This is a genomic window from Variovorax sp. V116 (genome assembly GCF_041154435.1).
Taxonomy (GTDB): domain Bacteria; phylum Pseudomonadota; class Gammaproteobacteria; order Burkholderiales; family Burkholderiaceae_C; genus Variovorax; species Variovorax paradoxus.
Genome location: NZ_AP028661.1, coordinates 380,788 through 407,456 on the forward strand (window position 1 = coordinate 380,788; position 26,669 = coordinate 407,456).

Consider the following 26,669-nt stretch of genomic DNA (forward strand, 5'->3'; position numbering starts at 1 on the left):
GTCAGTTCTTGTAGCTGGCGTCGATGCGGTCGACCTGGCGCACCAGCGCATCGAACACGTCCTGCCCCGCGCCATGCTCGGGGCTGAACTGCAGCGCGTCGCGCGTGCAGCGCTGCGCGATCTCCTCGCTCACGGGAATGGCCGCCCCCATCGAGAAGGTGGCCATCTGGATCTCGCAAGCGCGCTGCAGGGTCCACAGGATGGCGAAGGTCTGCGGCAGCGTCTGCCCCCAGGCCAGCAGGCCGTGGTTGCGCAGGATCACGGCGTTGCGGTCGCCGATGCTCCTGAGCAGGCGCGGGCCCTCGTCGGCATGGATGGTGATGCCCTCGAAGTCGTGGTAGGCCACCATGCCGTGCAACTGCGCGGTATAGAAATTGGTCTGCTGCAGGCCGCCCTGCAGGCAGGCCACGGCCACGCCGGCCGTGGTGTGCGTGTGCATCACGCAGTGCGCGCCGGGCAGGCCGTCGTGGATGGCGGCGTGCACCGTGAAGCCGGCCGGGTTCACCGGCCAGGTCGAGCCGTCGAGCACCTTGCCCTGCAGGTCGATCTTCACCAGGTTGCTGGCCGTCACTTCGCTGTAGTGCAGGCCGAAGGGGTTGATGAGGAACTGCTTCTCTCCGCCCGTCACGCTGTCGGGCAGCCGCACCGTGATGTGGTTGTAGATCATCTCGGTCCAGCCCAGCATCGCGAACACGCGGTAGCAGGCCGCGAGCTGCTCGCGCGCGGCGCGCTCGTCCGAGTGGATCGAGGGATGGACCGGAGCCGATGGCGGCACGCGGGTGGCGAGTGTTGTGTTCATTGCAGTTCCTTCATGCAGGTTTACCCCTCCGCGGTGAAGCCGACTTCCTTGACGATCGGCGCCCACTTGGCGGTGTCTTTCTTCAGCAGCTCGGTCAGCTCGCCGGGCGTGGAAGACATCGCCTCCAGGCCGAAGGTGCCGAGCCCGTCGATCACGTCCTTTTGCGCCAGCGCGTTCTTCATTGCAGTGTTCAGCTTCGCGACCAGTTCCGGCGAAGCCTTGGCCGGCAGGAAGAAGGCGAACCATTCGCTGTGCGCCATGTCCTTGATGCCCTGCTCGCCGAAGGTGGGCACCTCGGGCGCGAAGCGGCTGCGCTTGGCGCCCGAGACGCCCAGGATGCGCACCTTGCCCGAGGCCAGGTGCTGCGTGATGTCGCCGATCGGCCCCGAGACGGCCGAGATGTTGCTGCCCAGCAGGTCCAGCATGGCCGGCTGCGTGCCGCGGTAGGCGGCATGCTTGAGCTCGACGCCGCCCTTCTTGCCCAAGAGTGCGCCGATGAAGTGCGGCGTGGAGCCCGCGGCCGGCGAGCCGAAGTTGGCGCCGGCCGGGTTGGCCTTGGCCCAGGCCAGGAACTCGGGCACCGTCTTCACGCTGGCGGGCACCGCGGGGCCGACCGCAAAGCCGAAGTCGAAGATGCAGGCGATGCTCACGGGCGTGAGGTCCACCATCGGGTCGTACGGCAGCTTCTTGTAGATGTGCGGGTAGATCGTGAGGATGGAGGTGGGCGTCTGCAGGATGGTGGCGCCGTCGGCGGGCCGGCCCTTCACGTAGCTCACGGCGATCTGGCCGCCCGCGCCGGTGCGGTTTTCGACCACGGCGGCCTTGGCGTACTCGGGGCTGAGCTTCTGCGCGAGGCGCCGGCAGGTGGTGTCCGAGGTGCCTCCGGCCGCAAAGCCGGTGACGATGGTGGCGGTTTCGAGCGAGGCCTGCGCGAAGGCGCGCTGGCCCAGGCTGGCAAGCAGCGCCGAGGCGCCGGTGGTCTGCAGCAGCTGGCGGCGGGTGAAGGTCATGGTCTGTCTCCGGGGTGTTGTTGGTTGCGTTTCACGACTCGTCGCGCAGCCAGGTGACTGCGCCCGAATGGGTCACGGCGCCCTGGTGGGCGGGGCGCACGGTGAGCGCGTATTTTTCCAGCAAGCCGCGGTGCGCCACCCCCGCGTTTACCTGACGTCTGGACAGCCGCAGCGCGATTTCTTCCGCTGCCAGTTCCACCGAAATGGTGCGCGCCCCGGGCCGCGCGTCAATGGCCACCATGTCGCCGTCCTGCAGCGCCGCAATCGGCCCGCCGTCGGCCGCTTCGGGCCCCGCATAGCCGATGCACAGGCCGCGCGTGGCGCCCGAGAAGCGCCCGTCGGTCAGCAGCGCCACCTTGTCGCCCATGCCCTGGCCGTAGAGCAGGGCGGTGATGCCCAGCATCTCGCGCATGCCGGGGCTGCCCTTGGGGCCCTCGTTGCGGATCACGATCACGTCGCCGGCTTCGTAGCGGCGGTTCTGCACGGCGGCCTGCGCTTGTTCCTCCGAATCGAAGACGCGCGCCGGGCCGCGGTGCACCAGCGTCTGGAGGCCCGCGGTCTTGAGCAGCGCGCCGTCAGGGCAGAGGTTGCCCTTGAGCACGGCCAGGCCGCCGTCGCGCGTGATCGGGTTGCCGGGCGCGCGCACCACGCGGCCGTCGGGCGCCGCGGCATCGGCCAGTTCCTCGGCCAGCGTGCGGCCGGTGAAGCTGAGCGCGTCGCCGTGCACGAAGCCCTGCTCCATCAGCGTGCGCAGGATGACGCCGGCGCCGCCGATGTAGAACACGTCGCGCGCCAGGTACTGCCCGCCCGGGCGCAGGTCGGCGATGAGCGGCGTGCGCGCAAAGACCTCGGCCACGTCGTCCAGGTGGAACTTGATGCCGGCCTCGTGCGCGATGGCCGGCAGGTGCAGCGCGGCGTTGGTCGAGCCGCCGGTGGCCGAGACCACGGCGCAGGCGTTCTCGAGCGCCTTGCGCGTGACGATGTCGCGCGGCAGCGGGCTGTCGCCCATCACCGCCTTCATGAGGTTCTTTGCGGCGCGGCGCATCAGCGGCGCGCGTTCGCTGAACACCGCCGGCACCATGCTCGAGCCGATGGGCGCCAGGCCCAGCGCTTCCGACACCATGCCCATGGTGTTGGCCGTGAACTGGCCCGCGCAGGCGCCCGCGGTGGGCAGGCAGGCGCGGCTCATGGCGTCGAGCTCGTCGTGCGTGGCGGTGCCGGCCAGCACCTTGCCGATGGTCTCGTACGTGTCGACCACGTTGAGGTCGCGGCCATCGGGCCCCGGCATCTGCCCCGGCAGTGCCGAGCCGCCGTGCACGAACACGCTCGGCACGTTGCAGCGCACCATGCCCATCATCAGGCCCGGCAGGTTCTTGTCGCAGGCGCCGATGGCGAAGATGCCGTCCCACTGGTGGCCGCGCGTCGAGGCCTCGACGCTGTCGGCAATCAGCTCGCGCGAAATCAGCGAGAAGCGCATGCCCGAATGCGCCATGGTGAGCCCGTCGCTCACCGACACCACGGGGCATTCGTGCGGCGTGCCGCCGCCCGCGTAGATGCCGGTCTTGGCGTGCTGCGCCTGCTCGCGCAGGTTGAGGTTGCACGGGCTCATCTCGCCGCCGGTGTGGAACACGCCGATGTGCGGGCGCGCGATGTCCTCGTCGTCCTGGCCGAGCGCATGCAGGAAGCTGCGCGTGGTGGCGCGGATCGTGCCCTCGCGGATGGTGGCGGAGCGGAAGCGCTTGCTGTTCGGATCGGTGGGAGTGGTCATCGGGCTGGCATCGGCTGGCTGGCTGTCTGGATTGCAGAAGGGTCAGAACATGCCGTTGCTGTTCGCGGCGGTCTCGGGCACGGGCTGCACCACATCCCAGTGCTCGACGATCTTTCCGTTCTCCAGCTTGAAGATGTCGACGATGGCGCTGCCGCGCGTGCCCGGCTCGCGCACCGCGTTGACGTGCAGGATCACAAAGTCGCCATCGACAAAACTGCGCTTGATGTCGCTGTGCGACTTCGGAAATTTCTCGCGCAGGAACGCGATGAACTTGCGGAAGCCCTCGGGCCCGTCGGCCGCCGTGGGGTTGTGCTGCACGTAGCGGTTGCCCACGTACTGCAGGGCCGCGTCGGCGTCCTTCTGGTTCAGGCCTTTTTCGTAGAAGGCTAGGACCGCCTGGCGGTTGGCCTCCTGCTGGGCGGTGGCGGCTTGCGGCTTGCCGGTGCCCATGGGGGCGCAGGCGGCGAGGAACAGCGTGGCGGCCGCCGAAAGGGCCGCAAGGGTGGCGCGTTGCATGACAGGTGCTCCGGTGCGAAAGAGATGGAATGAATCGTTCAGTAGCCGCTGGGCGTCACCGCGCTCGCGGCGCTCTTGTAGCGGGACGACAGCTGCCTTGCCGCCGCCGTGAGCAGGATGGTGTCCACGCCCACCGCCACGAACTGCGCGCCGGCGGCCAGCCACTTGCGCGCCTGCTCCTCGGTGGTCGAGAGAATGCCCGGCGCCTTGCCGGCCTTGCGGATGCGCGCAATGGCGTCGGCGATCATGGCCTGCACCTCGGGATGGTTGGGCTGGCCGACGAAGCCCATCGAGGCCGACAGGTCGGCCGGACCGATGAACACGCCGTCCACGCCCGGCGTGGCCGCGATGGCGTCGAGGTTCTTCATCGCCTCCACGGTTTCGGCCTGCACCAGCAGGCAGGTTTGGGCGTTGGCCTCGTGCAGGTAGCGCGGATAGGCCTGCCAGCGCGAAGCGCGCGCCAGGGCGCTGCCCATGCCACGGATGCCTTCGGGCGGATAGCGCATGCCCTGCACCATGCGCGCCGCCTGCTCGGCGGTGTCGACCATCGGCACCAGGATGGTCTGCGCGCCGATGTCCAGGAACTGCTTGAGCAGCGTGACGTCGCCCACCGGCACCCGCACCACGGGGTGCGAGCGCTCCGACTCGGGCTGTGCCGACCAGGCGCTCGAGATGCCCTGCAGCTGCGCGAGCACCGAGCGCACGTCGTTGGGCGCGTGCTCGCCGTCGACCAGCAGCCAGTCGAAGCCGGTGCCTGCCAGGATCTCGGCCGCATAGCCGTCGGCCAAGCCGACCCAGAGGCCGATCTTCTGTTCGCCGGCCTGCATGGCCTGCTTGAAGGTGTTCAAAGGTGTTTGCATGGTGGGTCTTTTAGATGAGACGAAAGGCAATGCTGCCCAGAGGGCCGTAGTCGGCATGGAAGGTATCGCCGGGCAGCGCGGTGGTGGGCCGCGTGAACGAGCCGCCCAGCACCACTTCGCCGGCTTCGAGGCATTCGTCCCACGGTGCGAGCTTGTTCGCGAGCCAGGCCACGCCCGTGGCCGGGTGGTTGAGCACGGCCGCGGCCACGCCCGATTCCTCGATCACGCCGTTCTTGTAGAGCAGCGCGCTCACCCAGCGCAGGTCGACCGCATCGGGCTTGACGGGCCGCCCGCCCATCACGATGCCGGCGTTGGCCGCGTTGTCGGCAATGGTGTCGAACACCTTGCGCGGCGCCTTGGTGTGGCGGTCGAACTGCTCGATGCGCGCGTCGATGATCTCGATGGCCGGCACCACGTAGTCGGTGGCGGCCAGCACGTCGAAGATGCTCACGTTCGGCCCCTGCAGCTTCCTGCCGAGCACGAAGGCCAGCTCCACCTCGATGCGCGGCGCGATGAAGCGCTTGAACGGAATGTCGCCGCCCTGCTCGAAGAACATGTCGTCGAGCAAGGTGCCGTAGTCGGGCTCGTCGATCTGGCTGGACTGCTGCATGGCGCGCGAGGTCAGGCCGATCTTGTGGCCCCGCGGCACGCGGCCTTCCGCGATCTTCTGCTTCACCCATGCGCGCGAGATGGCGTAGCCGTCCTCGATGGTCATTTCGGGAAAGCGCTTGGAGAAATGCTCGACCTGCACGCGCGACTTTTCGCTTTCGTGCAGTTCGGCGGCCAGCCTGGCGATGGTGTCGGCAGTGAGCATGGTTCTACTTGTTGAAGAGTGGATGCAGGTTGCTGTGCTTGCCGTCGTACACCTGGCCGGGGCTTTCGTCGATCTGCAGCGTGATGCCGATGTGGCGCTTGTCGAAGATGGGCGCGAAGTGCTTCTTCACGCCTTCGAGCAGCGCGTCGCCGGCCTTCTTCCTGTCTTCTTCGCTCCGGCCCGCCGCAATGCGCACGTTGATGTAGACGAAGGCGTAGTCGTCCGCATCGTCGGCCACGGCGTAGTGCACGGCCGGGTAGGCCAGCACCCGTGTGCCGCCGGTGGGAAAGAGCTTGCGGCCCGCGCCATCCTTCTGCGCGACCAGGACGGCGGCGAGCGAGCGGCACAGGCCGCCCATGTCGGCTTCGGCTTCGAGATTGGCGGTGTACTGGATGACGACGTGGGGCATGCGGTGCTTTCTCAGGTGGTGGTTTCCGCAGGCAGTGGCGTCACGGGGAAGATGGCATTGATCTGTCCCGTGCCCGAGCTCCCGAAATAGGGCGTGACCACTTCCACCGGCGCGGCGTAGCGGTCCCAGCCCAGGAGGCCCAGCAGCATTGCGGTGTCGTGCATGTCGCCTTCGCCCCAGCACTTGTCGGCGTACATCGGCAGCATGCCGACGAAGGTCTTCCAGTCGCCGGCCTCCCAGAGCTCGACCACGCGGCGGTCCACCTGCTCGAGGAAGGGATCGTAGACCTTGTGCATGAATTCGGGGGCGCGGCCGTTGTCCGCGAAGTGGTGCGAGAGCGAACCGCTCGCGAACACCGCCACCGTGCCTTCGTAGCGCTCCTCGATCGCGCGCCGCACCGCCAGGCCGAAGCGGCCCGACTCGGTCAGGTCGTGCCAGTCGCACCAGCCGCTGATGCTGATCACCTTGTAGTGCTGGTCGGCGTTCATGTAGCGCATGGGCACCAGCGTGCCGTACTCGAGCTCGAGCGTGGTGTCGCTGTGCGCGCGGCTCTTCACGCCCATTTCGTTCGCCACGTCGGCAATCAGGTGGCCCAGCGCCGGGTTGCCCGGGTAGGCGTACGGCATGTTCTTGATGAAGTGCGGCAGCTCGTTGCTGGTGTAGGTGCCGCCGAACTTCGGGCCGCAGTTGATGTGATATTCGCTGTTGACCTGCCAGTGCACGTCGAACACCACGATGGTGTCCACGCCCAGCGCGCGGCAGCGCCGGTCGATTTCCTTGTGGCCGTTGATCGCCGCGTCGCGGCAGCCGAAGTTCGGTCCCGGGAATTCCGAGAGGTACATCGACGGCACATGCGTGATCTTGGCGGCGAGTGCGAGGGTGCCCATGGTGCGTGTCTCCTTGTTCCGTTCAGCTCTCGAGCTGGATGTTGGCCTTGCGGATCACGTCGCCGTACCTGGCGATCTCGCTCTGGATGAAGCCCGCGAAGCGCTCGGGCGTGCCCGAGAGCGACGCGATGCCGCCGTTGCGGAAGGCCTCGCTCACGGCCGGCGACGCCAGCGCACGGTTCACCTCGGCGTTCATGCGCTGCACGATGGCGTCGGGCGTGCCGGCGGGCGCCAGCAGGCCGTTCCACGAATTGGACTCGATGGCCACGCCCTGCTCGGCCAGCGTGGGTATGGCGGGCGCGTACTGCGAACGCTGCGCGGTCGCCATGCCCAGCGCCACCAGCTTGCCGGCTTGCACATGGCCGCGGAACTCGGGCCAGTTGCCGAACATCAGCGTCACCTGCCCGCCGAGCAGGTCGCTGAGCGCGGGGCCTTGCCCCTTGTAGGGCACATGCACGATGTCCAGGCCCATCTGCAGCTTGAGCATCTCGCCCGACAGGTGCGCCGAGGTGCCGTTGCCGAAGGAGGCAAAGCTCAGCGTGCCGGGCTTGGCCCTGGCCTGGCTGCGCAGGTCGGCCAGCGTCTTGAGGCCGCTGGCCGGATGCGTGGCGAGCACATGCTCCGACATGCCCATGAGCGCGACCGGGCGCAGGTCCTTCAGCGTGTCGTAGGGCAGCTTGCGCACCAGCGTCTGGTTGGCCGTGAAGCTGTTGGCCACGCAGACGAAGGCGGTGCCGTCGGGTGCCGACTTGGCGACCGCATCGACACCGATCACCGTGCCCGCGCCGGGCTTGTTCTCGACGATCACGGGCTGGCCCAGCGCCTTGGCCAGCTCGGTACCGACAAGGCGCGCGACGAAGTCGGTGGTGCCGCCGGGCGTGAAGGGCACGACGATGCGCACCGGCTTGGCGGGCCATGCCGTCCGTGCGCGTGCCAGTGCGGGCAAGGCCGCGAGTGCGGCGGCGCCCTGCATGAGCGCGCGGCGTTGCAGCGTCATGCCACGCCCCAGCGTGAATCCTGGAGCGTGGCTCACGCCACGCCCCAGTGCGGAATGTGGTGCGAGCCCATCGACACCGCCACGTTCTTCGGCTCGCAGAACACCTCGTAGCTCCAGGTGCCGCCTTCGCGCCCCGTGCCCGAGGCCTTGGTGCCGCCGAAGGGCTGGCGTAAGTCTCTTACGTTCTGGCTGTTGACGAAGCACATGCCGGCCTCCACCGCCGCGGCCACGCGGTGGGCGCGGCCGATGTTCTCGGTCCAGACGTAGCTCGACAGGCCGTAGGCGATGTCGTTGGCGAGTTCAATGGCGTGCGCCTCGTCCCTGAACGGGATCAGGCAGGCGACGGGGCCGAAGATCTCGTCCTGCGCGATCTTCATGCGGTTGTCGACGTCGGCGAACACGGTGGGCATCACGTAGTTGCCGCGCTGAACGCGGTCAGGCAGGTTGGCCGGTGCATCGAGGCCGCCGCACAAGAGCGTCGCGCCTTCCTTCGGACCCAGCTCGATGTAGCTGCGCACCTTGGCCAGGTGCGCCTGCGAGATCATCGGGCCCACGATGGTCTTCTCGTCGAGCGGGTCGCCCACCGCGATGCGCCTGGCGCGCTCCGCGAATTTGGCGGCAAAGTCGGCGTAGATCGACTGCTGCACCAGGATGCGCGAGCCGGCGGTGCAGCGCTCGCCGTTGTTGCTGAAGATCATGAACACGGCCGCGTCGAGCGCGCGGTCGAGGTCGGCGTCCTCGAAGATCACGAACGGGCTCTTGCCGCCGAGCTCCATGCTGAACTTCTTGAGGCCCGCGCTCTTCACGATGCGGTTGCCCGTGGCGGTGGAGCCGGTGAACGAGATCGCGCGCACGTCGGGGTGCGCCACCAGCGGCTCGCCGGCCTCCTTGCCGTAGCCGTGCACCAGGTTCAGCACGCCGGGCGGAATGCCCGCTTCGAGCGCGAGCTCGCCGAGCCGCGCGGCCGTCAGCGGCGAGAGCTCGCTCATCTTCAGCACCGCGGTGTTGCCGAAGGCCAGGCAGGGCGCGACCTTCCAGGTGGCGGTCATGAAGGGCACGTTCCACGGGCTGATCAGCGCGCACACGCCCACCGGATGGAACAGCGTGTAGTTCAGGTGCGTGGGCGTGGGATAGGTGTGGCCGTCGACGCGCGTGCACATCTCGGCGAAGTAGTAGAAGTTGTCGGCCGCGCGCGGGATCAGCTGCTTGCCGGTCTGCGCGATGACCTGGCCGCAGTCGTTGGTCTCGGTCTGCGCGATCTCGGGCACGTGCTGCGCGATCAGGTCGCCGAGCTTGCGGATGAGCTTGGCGCGCTCGGGCGCGGGCAGGCCGGCCCACTTGGGGAACGCCTCCTTCGCCGCAGCCACGGCCGCGTTCACTTCGGCTTCGCCGCCCGAGGCGACTTCGGCCAGCACCTCCTGCGTGGCGGGGTTGACGGTTTCGAAGTATTCGCTGCCGGCAACAGCCTTGCCGGCGATCAGGTGATCGACTCTCATGCTTTTCCTTGGATGGTGTTGACCAGCGCGCCGATGCGCTCGATCTCCGTCACGACCACGTCGCCCGGCTTGCAATCGACCACGCCGTCGGGCGTGCCCGTGAGGATCAGGTCGCCGGGCGAGAGCGTCATGAAGCGGCTGAAATATTCGATGAGGAAGGGCGCGTCGAAGATCATGTCGCGCGTGCTGCCCTGCTGCGTGACGGTGCCGTTCACCGTGGTCTTCAATGCGAGCGCCATGGGGTCGGGCACGTCGGCCGCATCGACGAACCACGGGCCGAGCGGCGTGCAGGTGTCGCGGTTCTTCACGCGCAGGTTGGGGCGGTACCAGTTTTCGAGGTAGTCGCGGATCGCGTAGTCGTTGGCCACGGTGTAGCCGCCGATGAAGTCGTAGGCGTCACCCTGCTTCACGCGCTTTGCGGTCTTGCCGACCACGATGGCGAGCTCGCACTCGTAGTGCATGAACTGCACGCCGGCCGGGCGGTGCGTGTGCTGCCGGTGGCCGATCAGCGTGCTCTGGCCCTTGACGAACACCAGCGGCTCCTCGGGCGCCTTGAATTCGAGTTCCTTCGCGTGGTCGGCGTAGTTGAGGCCGAGCGCGAGGATGGTGCGCGGCCGCAGCGTGGGCGCGAGCGGCGGCAGCCACGTGAGCTGTTCCTGCGGCACGATGCGGCCGTCGTCCAGCCGCACGGCGGCGTCGGGCTGGCCGTTGAAATCGTGCGCGGTGCCGGTGTGCTCGCGGCCTTCGAAGATGACGCGTGCGTGCTTCATGCGGCGGCCTCCTGCACCAGCGTGTTGCAGAGGCTCTCGAACCCCGGCGCGGAAATCTCGATGCGGTCGCCCGCACGCGCCAGCGGCCGGCCGGCGTCGCAGCCGAGCATCAGCACGTCGCCATGCGCGAGCGTCATGAATTCGCCCACGTCGGCCAGCAGCTGCTGCGCGGGCCGCACGAGCTGCGAGAAGTCGATCGACTGCTTCAGCGCGCCGTTGACACGCACCTCGGCGCGAAAGCCCGCGGGATCGGCCACGTCCTGCGCATCGCGCAGCGCCGGTCCGACGCCCAGGAAACCGTCGATGCACTTGAACTTCACGGGCGGGCGGAAGAAGCTCGCATGCGGGAACGAGAGGTCGTTCATCAGCACGAAGCCTTCCACGTCGCCCTCGGCGCCGATCACCATGCCGATGCTCGCGCCGATCTCCACCTCGGGCACCGATGCAGGCACCGCGATGGCGCTGCCGTGCGGGCTCCAGGTGTTGGCGGTCTTCACGTAGAGCACGGGCGCCTTCGGCGGCGCCTTGTACGGCGGCTCGGTCATCTGCGGCGCGAGCGCCTGCATTTCCGCGCGGAAGTTCAGCAGCGTGCCGTACACGGTGCCGGCGGGCAGGAAAGGGGAGGAGGGGCTCATTCGGGTTGCTCCAGCGCGATCAGTTCGTCCAGCAGCCCATACAGCTGCGTCAGCTTGGTCTTGCCCAGCGACTGCTCCAGCCACTGGTAGTGCGACTCGATGCTCGAGGACAGCTTCTTCACCAGCTTCATCCCGTGCGCCGTCGCCTCGACCACGGTGCGGCGCTGGTCCTCGGGATCGCGGCTGCGGGTGATGAGGTCGTCGCGCTCCATGCGCGCGAGCACGCCGGTGAGGCTGGGGCCGAGGATGAAGGCCTCGCGCGCCACGCGGCCGGTTTCCACCGCGCCGTGCTCGCCGAGCACCCGCAGCACGCGCCACTGCTGGTCGGACAGCGCATGCTCGCGCAGGCTGGGCCGCGTGTGGGCCATGACGGCTTCGCGCGCCTGCAGCAGCAGGCGCGGGAGGTTGCGGTGGGTGAAGGTGCTGGCCACGGAAGAGTGTTTTGCAGATTATTTAATATATTAAATGATCCGCGATAGAGAAGCCAGCCGGCAATCGGGAAAACCCGTGTGTGGCGGAGGGTGGGTGCGCGGCGCAGGCGTCAGGACAGGAAGGACTTGTCGCCGTCGTACTCGCTGGCGACCAGTGCCAGCGTGTCCGCCATGGCCTGGCCCAGCGCCTCGGCATGCACTTCGGCAACATGGATATCTCTTGGAGTGGTGTTCTTCTGATGTCCGCGGATTTCGCAGGACAAGTACAGACGACCTTGGGCAGGAATCAGGTAGCTCCAGACATCCAGCGTGATGTCGCCGAAATGCAGGAACTCGTACAAGCTCGAGAGATCCTGCATGTCGGAATGTTCGTCCGAGTCTTCCGTGAAGATGAGATGGATGTCCTTGGGGCCGAGTTCGCCGAAGACATCCGGTCTTTGTTCGAGTCTGGTCTTCTTCCTGAAGCTCACCAAGGTTCTGTCCAGCCGGAACATGAAGTTCGGAACATAGACGTGGTTGTCTTTCTCGGTCACGTGCAAGTTCAGCGCGTAGATATCCACGCGGCGCATCGAGGCGTTCTCCGGCTCTTTGGGCCCGACCTCGAATTGGAGGATTTCTCTGCTGCCGAAAAGTTGATTGAGCATCAGGCAATGATTCCCCATGAAGGTGGTTCTTGAAATCTGGACGCTATCCGCGGCACAGGGGCACCGTATTGGCGAACTTGCGTTGATAGGGTTTCAAGTCGAGACCTTTCTCGGTGCCATTGAGCCTGACGCCATTTTCCGATCCCGCCCAGTGATAGCTCCTGTGGCCGGAATCCTGAAACTGATGGATGTTGCCTTCACTGTCTCGGGCATATCGCACGGTGCGATCGTAGGGGTTGGACTGGCTGCTTTTGAACAACTCCACATGGTTCTCAGGAAGCACGCTTTTGTCCGGGTCATAGCGAGCGCTTCCTCGTCCCGGAGAGTTCCGGTTGTTGTCATGCGTACCCGGATTTTCGTAGTGGTCGAACTTGCCGTCGTTACCCCTTACGCGTGCGAGGATCTGATGTCCATGGGGGCCGCGATCGCCGACCTCCCAGTACGGGATCTTGCTGCCGGACACGAGTCCCAACGGATCAATGCCAAGGATCGGGTTCTCGGCATAGCGCGTCAGGTTCTCGCCCGCGCGCAGCCGCAGCGGGTCCTGCGAGATGAATTGGCCGCTGTTCGGATCGAAGTAGCGGTACCTGTTGTAGTGCAGCCGTGTTTCCGGGTCGAAGTACTGCCCCTGGAACCGCAGCGGGTTCGAGACCTCTTCTCGATGCAGTGCCGTGATTGCACCCCAGGCGTCGAAGCTTGCCGACCAGACCACGCCTCCGTCCTCGTCCGTGATGCGGGTCGGGCAACCGTTGGGGTCGACGTGGTAGTGCAGCGTGCGGGTCACGCCGCCGTCGTGCGCGATGAGCGCCAGTGGCACGAAGGTGGAGGGGTAGTACACGTACTCCCGTGCGTGCTGGTACCGCCGATCCTGCTTGCCAGGGGGCTGGCGGGCGCCCGCCAGGCGCAGCATGGGGCTTGACGGCGAGGCCAGGGGTGGCCGTGGCGCATCGTTGTCCTCGACCATCTCGCCAAGCAACGCATTGCCATCCCAGAAGAACCAGGTGGTCTGCGTCAGGCCGCGCTTGAAGACCCGTCGGCCCGCCGGATCGTAGCCATAGCGTGTCGCGGCCGCGCCGCTGCGGCTTTCGGCCAATCGATGGTTCGCATCCCACAGCAGGTCCAGTCCGCCGTCGGCCGATTCGTCGCTGCCCATCCGCACCAGGTCCCCGGCGCGGTCGAAGACGTAGTGGACGCCCTCGAGACTGCCCTCGCGCGTCCAGAGCACAGCCTCGGGGCCGGCTTCGCCACCGGCCACCTGCTTCAGCGGCGCCAGCCGGATGCGCGTCTGCAGGCGGTCGCCGGCCGGATCGTGCAGGAAGCGCCGGATGCGGCCCTGGGGCGCCATGTGTTCCAGGAGTTGCCCGAGCACGTCGTAGCGGTACTGGTCGACGCCCTGCTGACTGTCGCTTCGGCTCACGAGTTGGCCTGCGCGGTCATAGTCGTAGCGGGTGTCGAAGACCGGTGCCACATCCTTGAGCAGGCGCTGGGCCGTCAACTGGTCGCGCGTGTCGTAGTCGAACCGACGTTCCAGTCCTGGGCCCAGTTGCTCGTGGGTGGTGCGGCCGAGCGCGTCGCGGGTCATCACGATGGGAGGCCGGTCGTCGATGGTGAGGCTCTCCAGCCTGTTGCCCGGATCGAAGGCACAGGCCGTGCGATGGCCCGCGCTGGTCTCGCGCAGGACGCGGTTCCCGGCCTCGTCGTACCGGTAGGTCACCCGGAAACCGCCTTGCCGCTCTTCCAGCAAAAGACCTGCGGGATCGAAGCGGCGCTTGACGTGCATGGCCTCGTTGCGCATCTCCACCAGTTGCCCGCACAGGTCGTAGGCAAAGTGTTCCTGCACCTGTCGATCCGGCCGCAACGGGTCGGCGAAGGTCTTTCGCGTGATGCGGCCCATCGGATCGTTGGCGAATGCGATGCGCTGGCCCAGCGGGTCGATGGTGGCCGCCAGGCGTCCCGCCGCGTCGTATTGATAGTGGCGCGACTGGCCCCAGTAGTCCACCTCCTCGACGATGCGGTCCAACGCATCGCGCCGCAGCGTGTAGCGCTCCCCGCGCTGGTTGGTCAGTCCGACCAGCCACTCCTCGGTGTCGTAGTGGTATTGCACCGTCTGGCCATCGGGTTGGATGCGCCGGCTGATGCGGCCGGTGCCCACATACTGCAGTCGTGTCTGGGCGCCGCTTTCGTCGATATGGACGACCAACTGATCCTCTGCGTCATAAGTGCAGTTGATCTGCCCGCCGCCCGGGTGCTCGATACGCAACAACCGTCCCTTGGCATCGTGGTGATAGCGGTACACGCGGCCCAGCACGTCGGTCTGCTCGGTCAACCGGCCCAGCACGTCGTGGTCGAAGCGGCTTTCATGGCCCAGCGGATCGGTCAGCGCGCGCAACTGGCCGTGCCGGTCATGCTGCAACTGGGTGAGCGCACCCCGCGCATCGACATGCTGTGCCAGCTGCCCGCGAGCATCGTGCGCGAAACGCGTGATGGCGCCCCGCGGGTCGCGTTGGCTGGCCAGAAGACCGCGAGCGTCATAGGTCTGGGTCCAGCGATGGCCGAGTGGATCGATGACGGCGAGCACCCGGTCCTCATCGTCGAACTCGTTGCCGATGGTGCTCCCGTCCGGCCGCCGCACCCCCAGCAGGTTGCCCCGCGCGTCATACGTGAACCCGGTGCGCAGCCCCCCGGGCGCCGTCACCGCCACGGTCCGCCCCACATCGTCGTACTCAAAGGTCGTCACGCCATCCAACGGATCGATCTCCGCCAACGGCAGCCCCGCCTCGTCGAACTTGACCACCGTGAGGTGCCCCAGCGAGTTGGTCACCTCGGTCTGCCGCAGCGCCGCGCTGTAGGCGAAGCGGTAGTCGTGCAGTCCGCCGTCGCCCCAGGCGTGCACCACGCGCCATTGTTCGTCGTAGGCGTAGTGAAACGACAGGCCCGTGCGATCCGTGTGGCGCGCCATGCGGTGCTGCAGGTACGCGAACTCGCGCGCCGCACCCAGCGCATCGATCGCCGCCAGCAGGTCGCCGTCGGCATGGCGGTAGCGCACCAGCGGATGGTCCTGCCCGGTGGCGGGGTCGCGCAGCGCCATGGACTCGATGTACCCGCCGCGCGACTGCACCTCGATGCTGCGGCCCGGCAGGCCGTCCACGCCGCTTTCGGCGATGCGCACCAGGTCGCGGCCCCGCCGCACGAAGCGCCAGTGGTTGCCACAGGCATCCTCGATGCGCGCGATGGGCAGGGTCGCGGCCTGCAGTGCTCCCTCGGGCGACAGCGCATCCTCGAAGTGGTAGCGCAGGCCGCTCTTGAAGCGCACCACGAGCGCCGTGCCCTGGCGCATCAGCCGCGCACCGTCCACCACGTCGAGCACCTGCTGTCCTTCGGCCTGCGGCAGCGCAGGGAACAGCGCGAATTCCTCCGGCCCCTGCAGGCTGAGCAGGCCGTCGGCTTCCACCATCAGGCGCACATCCGCCGGCGTCTGCCAGCCATGGCCGCAATGGCCGGGCAGGGCGTGGTCGCGCGATGCATAGACGCGCGTCCAGCTCAGCGGCAGCCGGCCCGGAATGCTGAAGTCCTCGTGCGTCACCGAGACGCTGCCATCGCGGATGTCCACCGGCTCGGCGCGCAGCACCTGGCACTTGAGGAAGCCCGGCGGCATGTTCTTGAACACGCGCCGCGCGATGCGGGTGTAGGCCCGGCCCAGCGCCTTGAACAGCCCGCGCTGGACCATCGCGCCCCACGAGATGGTCGGCGGCCCGCCCACGAACACCTGCGGCGGGATGGCGACGTTGAAGGTGGTCGGCAGCATCAGGCTCAGCCGCAGCGGCTTGACCGCCTTCTTCTTTCGGAACGGCGGCACCAGGCCCACGATGTTGCAGGCCAGCACCGGCACGCCGATGCGCGAAAAGGGCTCGCCATCGGCCAGCACGATGCGGCTGCCCATGAAAAGCTCGTCCTCGAACTGCGGGCCGCCGGGCGCCTTGATCACCGGCATGGGGGCGCCGACGAGGACGTGGAAGTCCACGCCGCCGGTGCCGGCATTGGCCCGGCGCACCCCCGCCACCTCGACGGTGGCACCGAGCGGAAAGGGAATGCTCTCGGGCATCTCGCCGCCGCCGGCCGGCGCGCCCGGCGGTGCCGGCACCTCGGGCGCCGCGGTGCCTTGGCCGATGGTGTCCAGGCCCGCCTGCATGGCACCGTCCACGGCTGCCATGCCCTTCACGATCGGGTTGTCGGGCGAGACCTGGATGGTCGGCAGGTAGTCGAACGGGTCCATCACGATGCCGATGTGCAGCGTGGGCCACACGCCGGGCGGCGCCAGGTAGGTGTGGGCATCGATGCCCAGCTGGGGGTCGAAGTGCTTGGCCGCGAAGAACACGGTGCTTTCTCTCCGGCGTGTGTTGGGCTGAGGCGGCGCGGTTCAGGCTGCCTCGACGAAGGGCTGCGGATCGGGCAGGCGGGCGAACGCCGGCGGCTCGCGCCATTCGTCGACCCCCTGGTCCAGCGGATGGCTCACATGCGGCAGCCCGCTCCAGGCCGGATCGAGCCATTGGCGGCCCAGCGCAATGACGGTGCGGAACACGTCCTCGCTGCCCTGGACCCATTTCTCGCGCTCGCCAAGCAGGGTCTGGAATGCCTGCTCGTAGCGCTGCGCGAGCCGTGCCTCGATGGCGTCGATCGCGGGCCGCGGCGGCCGTTCGCCCAGCCGATGGCCGGCCAGGTCGGCGTCGGCCAGGGCCGCGCGCGCGTCGCGCTCGTAACGGGTGGCGCAGTGCGCGATGCGCTCGCAGCGCCTGGGGTCCTGCATCACGAGCATGTCGTGCAGCAGCTGCGGCACGGTGCTCCGGGGGCGGTCGGTGTCGGCCATGGTGCGCGCCTCGCGGATGCCGGCCAGCGCCGAGGCCCATGCCCGGTCGCGCTCGCCGGCGCTGCGCCAGGCCTGGGCCGCGGCGCGCTGGCCTTCGACGGCGAACATGGGGTGGGGCACGCGGCGGGCCGCTTCGGCGGCCTCTTCGAATGCATGGGCGGCCTGCTTCATGTCGCCCGCCGCGGCCCAGGCCCCGCCTTCGGCCATCCAGCCCTGCATGAACAGCGTGGCACCCATGGGGTTGCCGGCCTGCGCCGCCTCGGCCGCCGAATCGCGGGCCCGGCGGTAGCGCGCGATCGACGCGCCGAAGTCGCGCGCCTGCAGCCAGGCGCCGCCCACCATCATGTCGAGCACGGCGCGCTGGTCGGCCCAGCCGTTGCGCGTGGCCAGCCGCAGGGCGCGTTCGCCCGCGGCCTGCACCCCGGCCGCGTCGCCCAGGCGCAGCAGCGACAGCATGTCGGCATACAGCTGGCGGAAGAGGGCCGCGCCGCTGCTCCCGCCGCCGCTCTGGGCGGCGATCTCGCGCGCGGCCTCGAGGATGTCCAGCGGCGCATCGACCACGCGCATCGCGCCCGCGTGCCGCTCCACCAGCGGCTGCCAGGCGCGCGAGTCGCTGTCGTCCACCAGCACCAGCCGCAGCAGGCCGGCCTCCTGCGGCGGCATGGGCGTCTGCATCGCCGCATCGAACCAGCGCTCGAAGCAGTCCGCGTCGCTCACGCTGGCGGGCTGCAGCACGACCGACATGCGCTGGCAGCGCAGGTGCCGCGCCAGCGAACAGCCGGCCTCCACGAAGCCGGCGGCGCTGTCCCAGCCGGGCTGGCTTTCCTCGTCCCAGTGGGCTGCGACACCCTGCTTCACGAGCTGCGGCCGGTTGTGCCTGCAGGTGTCGATCAACTGCTGCCGCAGTTCGCGGCTGTAGCGAAAGCCGGTCTCGAAGGCCGTGTCCAGCCGCAGGAAGAGATCGGGCGTGCTGTATTCGCTGTCGACCATCTGGAGCGTGAAGAAGGCCTCCAGCATGCGCTGCGAGTCGGGCGGCGCGCGCAGCACGATGGCGCGCAGGGCCGGGTCATCGGTGCGCTCCCACCACAGGTCGTGCAGCTGGGCCATGCGCTTCTCGACGGGGTTGCGTGTCGACATGGCGGCCTCAGCAGTTCAGGAAGATCTTGGTGCCGTTGACCGTGACGCCGGCGTCGTCCAGCATCAGGTTCGCGCTGCCGGCGCGCAGCACGATGCGCCCCGGTGTGACCTCCACCGCCGTGCCCTCGACATTGAGCACCACGCTGGTCGGGCTCGCATGCGTCATGGCGCCGGACGAGTAGGTGTCCAGCGTGCCGCCCTCGGCGCTCACGCCGACATTGGTCGAGGCCACGGCGGAAAAGTCCCCGCCCTGCGCGAACAGGCCCACGTTGAGGGCGGCCGTTCCATAGATGTTGGCGGCCGAACTGGTCAGGGAGAAGTCGCCCTGCGAAGTGGCCGAGGCCGGGCCGGCCGGCACGTTCAGCGTCATCGCGTCGTTGTAGGTGCCGGTGTGCGACTTGGCGGAAACCTGGTAGGCCTGCCCGATGGTGGTGGTCTGGCCGAGGGCGACGTTCCAGGTGTCGCTGTCCTGGACCGTGACGCTGCGGGCCTGCGTCACCGCGAGCGAATCCGTGCCTGTGACCGAGGTGCTCTGGTTGCCGGTGACGCTGGCGGTGCGGTTGGCCTTGGCGGTGTGGGTCTGGTCGCCCGTGACCGTGAGGGTCTCGGTGCCGGTGACCGAGTGGCTGCGGTTGGACTTGACGGTGACCGTCTCGTCGCCGTCCACCGTCTCGGCGCGCTGGCCATGGACCGTGATCGTCTCGTTGCGGTCCACCGTTTCCGTGCGGTCGTTCTTGATGTGACTGGTCTCGTCGTGGTCGACGGTCTTGGTGCGGTCGCGGCCCACCGTGTGCACCTCGTCGTTCTCGACCTCGATCAGCTGGTCCTTCTCCGCATGCAGCCAGAGCTGCTCTTCGCCCTTCTTGTCCTCGAAGCGAAGGGCGTTCGCGTTCTCGCTGGTGCCGCCTTCGGAGCTGCGCGACAGCAGGCCGCTTTGCGTGGCGTTGGCCGGCAGCTCCCACGGCGGCATGTTGTCCGCGTTGTAGACGCGGCCGGTGATGATCGGCCGGTCGGGGTCGCCGTATTCGAAGTCGACCACCACCTCCTGCCCGATGCGCGGAATCTGCATGCCCCCGAAGTTGCTGCCGGCCCACGGCGAGGACACCCGCACCCAGCACGAGCTGCTTTCGTCCCGGGTGCAGTAGCGGTTCCAGTGAAAGCTGAGCTTCACGCGCCCGTACTGGTCGGTCCAGATCTCGCGGCCCGCGGGGCCGGTGACCACCGCGGTCTGCGGCCCGGCGGTGCGCGGCTTGGCCGCGTCCGGGGTCGGGCGGAAGATGTTGCTTGCCGGGATGACCTCGAACTCGACGTTGCACTGGAACTCTTCCTGCCCCGTGGCGTCGCCCGCTTCCTGCAGCAACAGGCGTGCCGCGGTGACGAGGTAGTCGGCGTTCGCGCCGTCCTGCGGATGGCCGGCCAGCGTGAAGCGATGGCCGGCCGCCACGCCGCGCAGGTTGCCCGCGCCGCTGGCCACCTGCCCCGGCGCACCGGCTTCTTCCATGCGCGCACGCGCGAGCTGCTCGCCCTCGGATTCCACGGCGTAGTTGCCGGGCCACGCGAACACCTCGCGCGTGCTGTGCTGCGTGCGCCGCGGCATCGCGCGGGCCTGCGTGAGGTCCGCCTTCGGCCGCGTGAAGTCGAAGTCGCCCGTGACCCACTTTCCGCTTTGCAGGCCTTCGGACAGCCGGAAGCGGTGGCAATGCTCCTCGTTGGACGATGCCTGCAGGGCCCTGAAGGGAACCTGCTCGTAGCCGCCGGCCGGAAAGGGCCGGTGCGACTGCATGTCGTCGACGATCACCATCGTGTGGCCGGCCTCGCCGTGCTCGAAGTAGTAGTACAGGCCCCACTCGTGCAGCAGGCGGCTCGCGAAGTCGTAGTCCGTCTCGCCATACTGCACCACGAACTCGCGCGCGGGATAGCTGCCCGTGGCCCGGATGGAAAGCGCAAAGCCGTACGCGCCGAGCACCTCGCCCACCGTGTCGAGCACGCTGTTTTTCTGGAAGATCCTGTAGTCGCGCGTTCGCTGCGCCAGGCTCAGCCAGGGCTCGATGACCACTTCGTAGAGCGCCCGCCTGTTCTCCAGGCGCAGGAAGCGGGCGCGCGTCACCAGGCCGGAAATGTGGCGCTCCTGCCCCGCGCCGCCGGGGCGCCCGTCGAGCAGGATGTGCACGCTGAACTCCTCGCCGATCAGGGGCTTGAGCTTGACGTTCGCCGCCGAGCGCGCATCGATGTCCGGCGACTCCGGCGTGGTCAGCGTGATGGTGTAGCTGTAGGGGCGGCTGAGGGCTTCTTCCCCCTCCACCCGCATCGGTTCAAGTGCGTCCATGCCTGCGAGCGTGGGCATGGCGCTGGAAGTTGCGGCGAGCTTGCGGCCGCGGTTGAAGGCGGACATGGCGTTGAGACTCCCTAGGTTGGGCCCATACTTCCTTGACCAAAACACATTTCGCTTCTTGCGTCTCCCTACACTTCGGCATGGCCAAGGAAAAAACTCTCTTCGTCTGCAGCGAATGCGGCGGCACCAGCCCCAAGTGGCTCGGCAAATGCCCGAGCTGCGGCGCCTGGAACACTCTCATCGAACAGGTGGCGGGCGGCAGCGGCCCGGCCAACAACCGCTTCGGCACGCAGTACGCCGCGCTGGCGGGCGTGTCGGAGCTCGCAACCCTTTCCGAAATCGAAGCGACCGACGTCGCGCGCACGCCCACCGGGCTCGACGAGCTCGACCGCGTGCTGGGCGGCGGCATCGTCTCGGGCGGCGTCACGCTGATCGGCGGCGACCCGGGCATCGGCAAGTCGACCTTGCTGCTGCAGGCGGTCGATGCGCTGCAGCGCGCGGGGCAGAACGCGCTCTACGTCACGGGCGAGGAAAGCGGCGCGCAGGTGGCGCTGCGTTCCAGGCGGCTTGGCCTGGACCACTCGCAGGTGCAGGTGCTGGCCGAGATCCAGCTCGAGAAGATCATCGCCACGCTCGACGCCACGCGCCCGGCCATCGCGGTGATCGACTCGATCCAGACCGTGTACTCCGACCAGCTCACCTCCGCGCCGGGCTCGGTGGCCCAGGTGCGCGAATGCGCGGCCCACCTCACGCGCTTTGCCAAGACCAGCGGCACGGCCGTGGTGCTGGTGGGCCACGTCACCAAGGAGGGCGCGCTTGCCGGACCGCGCGTGCTCGAGCACATGGTCGACACGGTGCTGTACTTCGAGGGCGACACGCATTCGAGCTTTCGCCTCGTGCGCGCCATCAAGAACCGCTTTGGCGCCGTCAACGAGATCGGCGTGTTCGCCATGACCGAGCGCGGCCTGAAGGGCGTCGCCAACCCGAGCGCGATCTTCCTGAGCCAGCATGCCGAGCCGGTGCCCGGCAGCGTGGTGCTGGTCACACTCGAGGGCACGCGGCCGATGCTGGTGGAGATCCAGGCGCTGGTCGACAACGGCGGGCCGAGCCCGCGCCGCCTCTCGGTGGGCCTGGACCGCGACCGGCTCGCGATGCTGCTGGCCGTGCTGCACCGCCATGCGGGCGTGGCCTGCATGGACCAGGATGTGTTCGTGAACGCGGTGGGCGGCGTGCGCATCAGCGAGCCGGCGGCCGACCTGGCCGTGATGCTCGCCATCACCTCGAGCCTGCGCGGCAAGCCGCTGCCCAGGGGATTCATCGCATTCGGCGAGGTCGGCCTTGCGGGTGAAGTGCGCCCCGCGCCGCGCGGCCAGGAGCGCCTGCGCGAAGCGGCCAAGCTGGGCTTCAGCGTGGCCGTGGTGCCCAAGGCGAATGCGCCGCGCAAGGGCACGAAGGAGATCGAAGGTCTGACGATCCATGCCGTAGAACGTATCGAGGAGGCGATGGACGTGGTCCGCCGCCTGGATTAAGACCGGTTGCCAGGGAAAAAATGCCCGGCGCGCCAGGGGCGCGCCGGGCGATCCTCCCTGTTCCCACGATGTGTGCCATGTTGTGCTGGCAACCTCGGTTGCCTCTCCCTGAAGCCGGTTGCGTCGGCCCGTGCGGTGAAATGTGCCTGCTGGAACCGCGACTCGATGCGCTTTTCGGGGCGAGTACCGCCTTGCGCGCCTGGCAGTAGCAACGGCCGCTACCGCACAAGGCGACAATGCGCCCCATGAATTTCCAGAAAATATGGGTGCCCGTGGGCGGCATCGTCCTGCTCGGGCTCGCATGGCGCAGCTATGGCTGGGCCGGCGTGGCGCTGACCGGCGGCGCCATCGTGATGTTCCTGCTGCTGCACTTCAACCGCGCGATGCAGGTGCTCAAGCGCGCGGCCGACCGGCCGGTGGGCTATGTGGCGAGCGCGGTGATGCTCAACGCCAAGCTCAAGCCGGGCGTGACGCTGATGCACGTGATCGCGATGACGCGCGCCCTGGGCGAACTGCGCTCGCCCAAGGACGAGCAGCCCGAGCTCTACCGCTGGACCGACACCGGCGGCTCGTACGTCGACGCCGTGTTCAACGGCGGCAAGCTGCAGAGCTGGACGCTGACGCGGCCCGAAGCCGCGCCCGACGACGCGCCGTCTTCCGAAGAAGACAAGGCGGGCTAGGAAGAAGCCAGGACGCGCCGCGCGTCAAAACGGCGCGTCTTCTTCCTCGGCTTCGGCATCGGCCGGCGTGGTGGTCGTGGGTGCTGCCGCCGCAGCCTTCGGCACTGCTGCTGCGTCCGCGGGGGCGCCGCTGAAGGCCGCCTCGCCGCCCAGCGCGTCGAGCAGTGCCGGCACCAGCTGGCCGAGCTCGCCGGTGGCAATGGCCACGTCGGCGTCGAAGTTGTCTTCCTTCTTGCCGCCGGCCGCGCCGTCGCCCGTGCCTTCGAGGAACACGATCTTGCGGATCAGCATGCCGTGCGTCAGCTCGAAGGATACGCGGTCGTCCCAGGTGAGCGCCAGGCGCGTGGGCCGCTTGCCGTCGGTGATGTGCTTTTGCACTTCCTCGATGTCGAGCGGGTGCTTGGCGTAGCGCACCACGGCCTTGGAGTCGTCCGAGGCCTTGAGCTCGCATTCGCGGTCGATGGTGAAACCGGCCGGCGGCTCCTGCGTCAGCAGCCAGTTGGCCATGGCGGCGGCCGGCTCCACCTGCGTGTTGATGAGGGCCACCGCAAAGCCGTCGAGCGACTTCACGAGGCTGGTGACCACTTCGTCGGCGCGCGAGGCGTTGCCGCTGTTGATCACCAGCCGGTGCTCGGCCTTGTCGATCCACACGGCCACGCGGGCGCTGCGCGTGAAGGCCATCGGCAGCAGCTCCAGGGTGATGTCCTCCTTGAACTCCTTCTTTTCCTTCTTGCCGGGCTTGCGGCCGGTGGCGGCCTCGATCTGCGCGCAGCGCTCGTCGAGCTTGCGGCGCACCACGGAGCCGGGCACCGCCTTGCTCTCGATCATGTATTCGACCAGCCACTGGCCGTCGATGGATTCGACCAGCGGGCCGTTGGCTTCGCCGCGGGGCTCCACCCAGCCGGCGGATTTTTCCTGCGAGGGGCCGCAGGGCTCGAAGCGCGCCTTGGCGAGCGCTTCTTCGGCCTCGGCCAGTGTTTGGGACCAGGCAGGTTCGATGCGATAGACGATGACGTTCTTGAATACGGACACGGAAACCCTTTTTTCCACTGGTTTGGACAACCGGCCATTGTCGGGCACGGCGTCGCGGGCTCGGCCGTAAAATCGAAAGCTTTTGCGACTTCCCCCGTCGCTCCCCACACAGCTCCCAAAGGAATCAGGAAATGAGCTCGATCCCCCCCTCGCTGGACGACCGTGACGGCAAGATCTGGATGGACGGCGAACTCGTGGACTGGCGCGACGCCAAGATCCACGTGCTGAGCCACACGCTGCACTACGGCTGCGGCGCCTTCGAGGGCGTGCGCGCCTACAAGACGGCCGACGGCAGCACCGCCATCTTCCGCCTGGCCGAGCACACCGAGCGCCTGTTCAACAGCGCCAAGATCCTGCGCATCAAGATCCCCTTCACGCAGGAGCAGCTCAACGAAGCCCAGAAGCAGGTCGTGCGCGAGAACAAGCTCGAAAGCTGCTACCTGCGCCCGCTGATCTGGATCGGCTCCGAAAAGCTCGGCGTGAGCCCCAAGGGCAACCGGATCCACGCCATGGTCGCGGCCTGGTCCTGGGGCGCCTACTTGGGCGAAGAGGGCATGAAGCGCGGCATCCGCGTGAAGACCTCCAGCTTCACCCGCCACCACGTCAACATCACGATGACGCAGGCCAAGACGGTGAGCAACTACACCAACTCGATCCTCGCCAACATGGAAGCGCTGGACGACGGCTACGACGAGGCGCTGCTGCTCGATGCGAGCGGCTTCGTCTCCGAAGGCGCGGGCGAGAACATCTTCGTGGTCAAGGGCGGCGTGGTCTACACGCCCGACCTCTCGGCCGGCGCGCTCAACGGCATCACGCGCAACACCATCCTGCACGTGTGCAAGGACCTGGGGCTCGAACTGGTGCAAAAGCGCATCACGCGCGACGAGGTCTACATTGCCGACGAGGCCTTCTTCACCGGCACCGCCGCTGAAGTGACGCCCATCCGCGAGCTCGACCGCATCGAGATCGGCAACCGCGGCGACGGCGGCTCGCGCGGCCCCATCACCGAAAAGATCCAGGCTGCCTTCTTCGACATCGTGAATGGCAAGAACCCCAAATACGCCCACTGGCTCACGAAAGTCTGAGAAAAACCATGCCTACCAACGCAGTCGTCGAACTCCTGGCCAGGGAGCTCAACCATCAGGGCGGCGTGTTCTGCCCCAGCCCCAAGGCCGACATGAAGCTCTGGGACACCCACCCCAAGGTCTACCTGGACGTGGCGCGCACCGGTGAAGCCAAGTGCCCGTACTGCGGCACCGTCTACCGCCTGAAGGCGGGCGAGACGGTGTCGTCGCGGCATTGACCGTTCGCGGCCTGCTCGGGCGCTTCGGCGCCGCCTACCTGCTCCTGCTGCTCATCCTGGGCCTGGCGCTGAACATGTTCGGCGTCCAGGCCAACGCGGGCGTCAATACCGCCGCGCTGCTGGGCGCCGTGATGTGGGTGTGCCTGGCCTTCGGCAAGAAGAACGGCCGCTACCTCGCGCGCAATGAAAAGACCCGCGCCGTGCTCGGCATGATCGCGATCGACCTGGCGATCCAGGCCGCGGTCTCGGTGGCGGCAGCCATGGTTGCCGGCGCCTCGGTCCTGCAGCTGGGGCCGATGCTGCTGGTGCTGCTCTTCGTGGGCGTGCTGCACGCCGCGGTGATCTATTTCTTCGTTGGCATGGCCGGCCGGCAGTTCGCGGCCGCCGAAGCCAGGCGCAGCAGCAGATAGCTATCGGGATTGCGGCGGGACTTCGAGCGCCGCCGCGATGCGGCGCGTCGGCCACAGGCCCTGCCAGGGCTGCGTCTCCCGCGGTTCCTGCGCGAGCCGCAGGTAGACCATCGCGATCCACAGCAGCGCCAGGCCGATCTGCGCGTCGCGCACGGCCGAGTTCACGCTCGACGCAATCAGCGCGATCAGCGTGGCCGCCAGCGCGTAGCGGCCCGCGATGTCGGGCCGCTTCCACGCCTGCCAGACGGCGCCCGCCATGATGGCCAGCAGGCTCAGCAAGGCCGGCAGCCCGCCCTGCGCGCCGACCCAGAGGAAGTCGTTGTGCGGCATGTTCGAGTCGGCGAAGAGCGCCGGCCCGCGCTTGTGCCACTGGTCGGTCCAGCCGCCGATGCCCCAGCCCGTGAGCGGCCGGTCGGCGATCATGAGGCCGGTGTCGCGGTACATGTAGTAGCGGATGACCCAGCTGCCCTTGAAGATTTCGCCGGCCTGCGCCTTCTCGATTTCCTCCACGCCGGTCTCGACCTTGTGCTGCAGCTGCGGCAGCTGGTAGAGCGCGGCCGCCAGCACCACGGCGCCCAGCACCAGCGCGCTCACCAGCATCTTCAGGTGGCTGCGCCACTGGTGGATGCAGACCACCGGGATCACCAGCAGCAGCGCGAGCACCGAGGTGCGCGAGGTCAGCGGCAGCGCCACCACCAGCCCCAGGCCCAGCATCAGCACGAAAGCCGGAATGGCGCGCAGCGGCCGGTGCGCGGCGATCTGCGCAATGCCCCACACGGCGGCCGTGGACGCCACCACGCTGAACAGCAGCGCATTGCTGATCGACTTGTTGCCCACTTCCATGACCACCGCGCGCAGCGGCGACCAGATCGGAAAGCCGATGGCGTAGTAGGCCACGACCAGCAGGATGTTCAGCGCCGCGATCAGCAGGAAGCCGCGCAGCGCCCAGACCGCTTCCTCGCGCGTGAGCGCCATCGCCATCAGGATGGTGAGGCCGATGCGCAGGCCGTGGAACAGGTTCGAGCCGGTCTCGGGGTAGTGCGGCCCGATGGCCAGCACGATGAAGGTCCAGGCCAGGTACGCCACCAGCGGCCACCACAGCGGGTTGGCGCGCAGCCGCGCGAAGCGCTCGCGCAGCCCGCCGGCCAGGAGCATGGTGGCGAGCAGCAGCAGGGCCGAAAGGTAGGTGAGGCCGACGGGCATGAACACCACCAGCCCCCAGAACATGGCCGCGGGCCTGACGATGTGCGATCTCTGCATAGGGGCGGGATTTTAGGTGGAAGGCTTGGTACTCCCCCAGGCTTCGCGCACTTCGTGTCGCTTCTCCTTCCCCCTCGCCGGGGGCG

The 26,669-nt window shown here is 68.2% G+C and carries 24 protein-coding genes; 5 read left to right on the top strand and 19 right to left on the bottom strand.

The window, feature by feature from the left end:
- Position 1: 1 nt before the first annotated feature.
- The 17 genes from ACAM58_RS01810 to ACAM58_RS01890 all read right to left on the bottom strand — a co-directional run bounded on the left by ACAM58_RS01810 (position 2) and on the right by ACAM58_RS01890 (position 20,429).
- Entirely contained in the window at positions 2-799 is a 798-nt protein-coding gene (locus tag ACAM58_RS01810; protein ID WP_369663975.1) for a class II aldolase/adducin family protein, read from the bottom strand.
- A gap of 20 nt (positions 800-819) precedes the next feature.
- On the bottom strand, positions 820-1,809 hold the full coding sequence (locus ACAM58_RS01815) for a Bug family tripartite tricarboxylate transporter substrate binding protein (RefSeq protein ID WP_369663976.1): 990 nt from the start codon (positions 1,807-1,809) through the stop codon (positions 820-822).
- A gap of 31 nt (positions 1,810-1,840) precedes the next feature.
- Positions 1,841-3,577 (bottom strand): dihydroxy-acid dehydratase, encoded by a 1,737-nt coding sequence (gene ilvD, locus ACAM58_RS01820; RefSeq protein WP_369663977.1) that lies wholly within the window; start codon positions 3,575-3,577, stop codon positions 1,841-1,843.
- Between the two features lie 42 nt (positions 3,578-3,619).
- Positions 3,620-4,093 carry a nuclear transport factor 2 family protein gene (locus ACAM58_RS01825; RefSeq protein ID WP_012745402.1) on the bottom strand — a complete coding sequence of 158 codons (474 nt, stop codon included), beginning with the start codon at positions 4,091-4,093 and terminating at the stop codon, positions 3,620-3,622.
- Between the two features lie 38 nt (positions 4,094-4,131).
- The gene (gene hpaI / locus ACAM58_RS01830; protein ID WP_369663978.1) at positions 4,132-4,953 is read right to left on the bottom strand and encodes a 4-hydroxy-2-oxoheptanedioate aldolase; all 822 of its coding nucleotides are present in this window, start codon (positions 4,951-4,953) and stop codon (positions 4,132-4,134) included.
- A gap of 10 nt (positions 4,954-4,963) precedes the next feature.
- Positions 4,964-5,767, bottom strand: coding sequence for a 2-oxo-hept-4-ene-1,7-dioate hydratase (gene hpaH, locus ACAM58_RS01835; protein ID WP_369663979.1), 804 nt, complete (start codon positions 5,765-5,767; stop codon positions 4,964-4,966).
- A 4-nt stretch (positions 5,768-5,771) separates the two neighbouring features.
- A complete protein-coding gene (locus ACAM58_RS01840; RefSeq protein WP_018907538.1) occupies positions 5,772-6,176 on the bottom strand; it encodes a 5-carboxymethyl-2-hydroxymuconate Delta-isomerase in 405 nt (134 codons plus the stop codon).
- An 11-nt stretch (positions 6,177-6,187) separates the two neighbouring features.
- Entirely contained in the window at positions 6,188-7,063 is an 876-nt protein-coding gene (gene hpaD, locus ACAM58_RS01845) for a 3,4-dihydroxyphenylacetate 2,3-dioxygenase (RefSeq protein WP_012745406.1), read from the bottom strand.
- A 22-nt stretch (positions 7,064-7,085) separates the two neighbouring features.
- On the bottom strand, positions 7,086-8,060 hold the full coding sequence (locus ACAM58_RS01850) for a tripartite tricarboxylate transporter substrate binding protein (protein ID WP_369663980.1): 975 nt from the start codon (positions 8,058-8,060) through the stop codon (positions 7,086-7,088).
- A gap of 32 nt (positions 8,061-8,092) precedes the next feature.
- Positions 8,093-9,556, bottom strand: a complete 1,464-nt coding sequence (gene hpaE, locus ACAM58_RS01855) for a 5-carboxymethyl-2-hydroxymuconate semialdehyde dehydrogenase (RefSeq protein WP_369663981.1) — start codon at positions 9,554-9,556, stop codon at positions 8,093-8,095.
- Complete coding sequence (locus ACAM58_RS01860) at positions 9,553-10,326, bottom strand: fumarylacetoacetate hydrolase family protein (protein WP_369663982.1); 774 nt, start codon at positions 10,324-10,326, stop codon at positions 9,553-9,555. The genes hpaE and ACAM58_RS01860 overlap by 4 nt, the downstream gene beginning before the upstream one ends.
- Positions 10,323-10,961, bottom strand: coding sequence for a fumarylacetoacetate hydrolase family protein (locus ACAM58_RS01865; RefSeq protein ID WP_369663983.1), 639 nt, complete (start codon positions 10,959-10,961; stop codon positions 10,323-10,325). The genes ACAM58_RS01860 and ACAM58_RS01865 overlap by 4 nt, the downstream gene beginning before the upstream one ends.
- A complete protein-coding gene (hpaR, locus tag ACAM58_RS01870) occupies positions 10,958-11,392 on the bottom strand; it encodes a homoprotocatechuate degradation operon regulator HpaR (protein ID WP_012745410.1) in 435 nt (144 codons plus the stop codon). Before hpaR ends, ACAM58_RS01865 begins: the two co-directional genes overlap by 4 nt.
- A gap of 110 nt (positions 11,393-11,502) precedes the next feature.
- The gene (locus ACAM58_RS01875; protein WP_369663984.1) at positions 11,503-12,036 is read right to left on the bottom strand and encodes a hypothetical protein; all 534 of its coding nucleotides are present in this window, start codon (positions 12,034-12,036) and stop codon (positions 11,503-11,505) included.
- A gap of 43 nt (positions 12,037-12,079) precedes the next feature.
- Positions 12,080-16,411: an RHS repeat-associated core domain-containing protein gene (locus ACAM58_RS01880; protein WP_369663985.1), complete on the bottom strand. Its 4,332-nt coding sequence runs from the start codon at positions 16,409-16,411 to the stop codon at positions 12,080-12,082.
- A 42-nt stretch (positions 16,412-16,453) separates the two neighbouring features.
- Complete coding sequence (locus tag ACAM58_RS01885; RefSeq protein ID WP_369663986.1) at positions 16,454-18,037, bottom strand: hypothetical protein; 1,584 nt, start codon at positions 18,035-18,037, stop codon at positions 16,454-16,456.
- A 7-nt stretch (positions 18,038-18,044) separates the two neighbouring features.
- Positions 18,045-20,429, bottom strand: a complete 2,385-nt coding sequence (locus ACAM58_RS01890; RefSeq protein ID WP_369663987.1) for a type VI secretion system Vgr family protein — start codon at positions 20,427-20,429, stop codon at positions 18,045-18,047.
- A gap of 80 nt (positions 20,430-20,509) precedes the next feature.
- Here ACAM58_RS01890 and radA point away from each other — a divergent pair, with 80 nt between their 5' ends.
- Both radA and ACAM58_RS01900 read left to right on the top strand, forming a co-directional pair.
- Positions 20,510-21,898, top strand: coding sequence for a DNA repair protein RadA (radA, locus tag ACAM58_RS01895; RefSeq protein ID WP_012745415.1), 1,389 nt, complete (start codon positions 20,510-20,512; stop codon positions 21,896-21,898).
- A gap of 236 nt (positions 21,899-22,134) precedes the next feature.
- Complete coding sequence (locus ACAM58_RS01900) at positions 22,135-22,578, top strand: hypothetical protein (RefSeq protein ID WP_012745416.1); 444 nt, start codon at positions 22,135-22,137, stop codon at positions 22,576-22,578.
- A gap of 24 nt (positions 22,579-22,602) precedes the next feature.
- Here ACAM58_RS01900 and ACAM58_RS01905 read toward each other — a convergent pair whose 3' ends face one another.
- The gene (locus tag ACAM58_RS01905) at positions 22,603-23,610 is read right to left on the bottom strand and encodes a recombination-associated protein RdgC (RefSeq protein ID WP_369663988.1); all 1,008 of its coding nucleotides are present in this window, start codon (positions 23,608-23,610) and stop codon (positions 22,603-22,605) included.
- 131 nt (positions 23,611-23,741) lie between these two features.
- On the opposite strand from ACAM58_RS01905, the gene ACAM58_RS01910 reads away from it, so the two are divergent.
- Genes ACAM58_RS01910 through ACAM58_RS01920 form a run of 3 tightly spaced genes read left to right on the top strand, consistent with a single transcriptional unit; the run spans position 23,742 to position 25,323 of the window.
- Positions 23,742-24,695 carry a branched-chain amino acid transaminase gene (locus ACAM58_RS01910; protein ID WP_369663989.1) on the top strand — a complete coding sequence of 318 codons (954 nt, stop codon included), beginning with the start codon at positions 23,742-23,744 and terminating at the stop codon, positions 24,693-24,695.
- Positions 24,696-24,703: 8 nt separating this feature from the next.
- On the top strand, positions 24,704-24,913 hold the full coding sequence (locus tag ACAM58_RS01915; protein WP_012745419.1) for a zinc-finger domain-containing protein: 210 nt from the start codon (positions 24,704-24,706) through the stop codon (positions 24,911-24,913).
- On the top strand, positions 24,910-25,323 hold the full coding sequence (locus ACAM58_RS01920; RefSeq protein WP_369663990.1) for an ABZJ_00895 family protein: 414 nt from the start codon (positions 24,910-24,912) through the stop codon (positions 25,321-25,323). The genes ACAM58_RS01915 and ACAM58_RS01920 overlap by 4 nt, the downstream gene beginning before the upstream one ends.
- Here ACAM58_RS01920 and ACAM58_RS01925 read toward each other — a convergent pair whose 3' ends face one another.
- Complete coding sequence (locus ACAM58_RS01925) at positions 25,324-26,583, bottom strand: O-antigen ligase (protein WP_018903876.1); 1,260 nt, start codon at positions 26,581-26,583, stop codon at positions 25,324-25,326.
- Positions 26,584-26,669 lie beyond the last annotated feature (86 nt).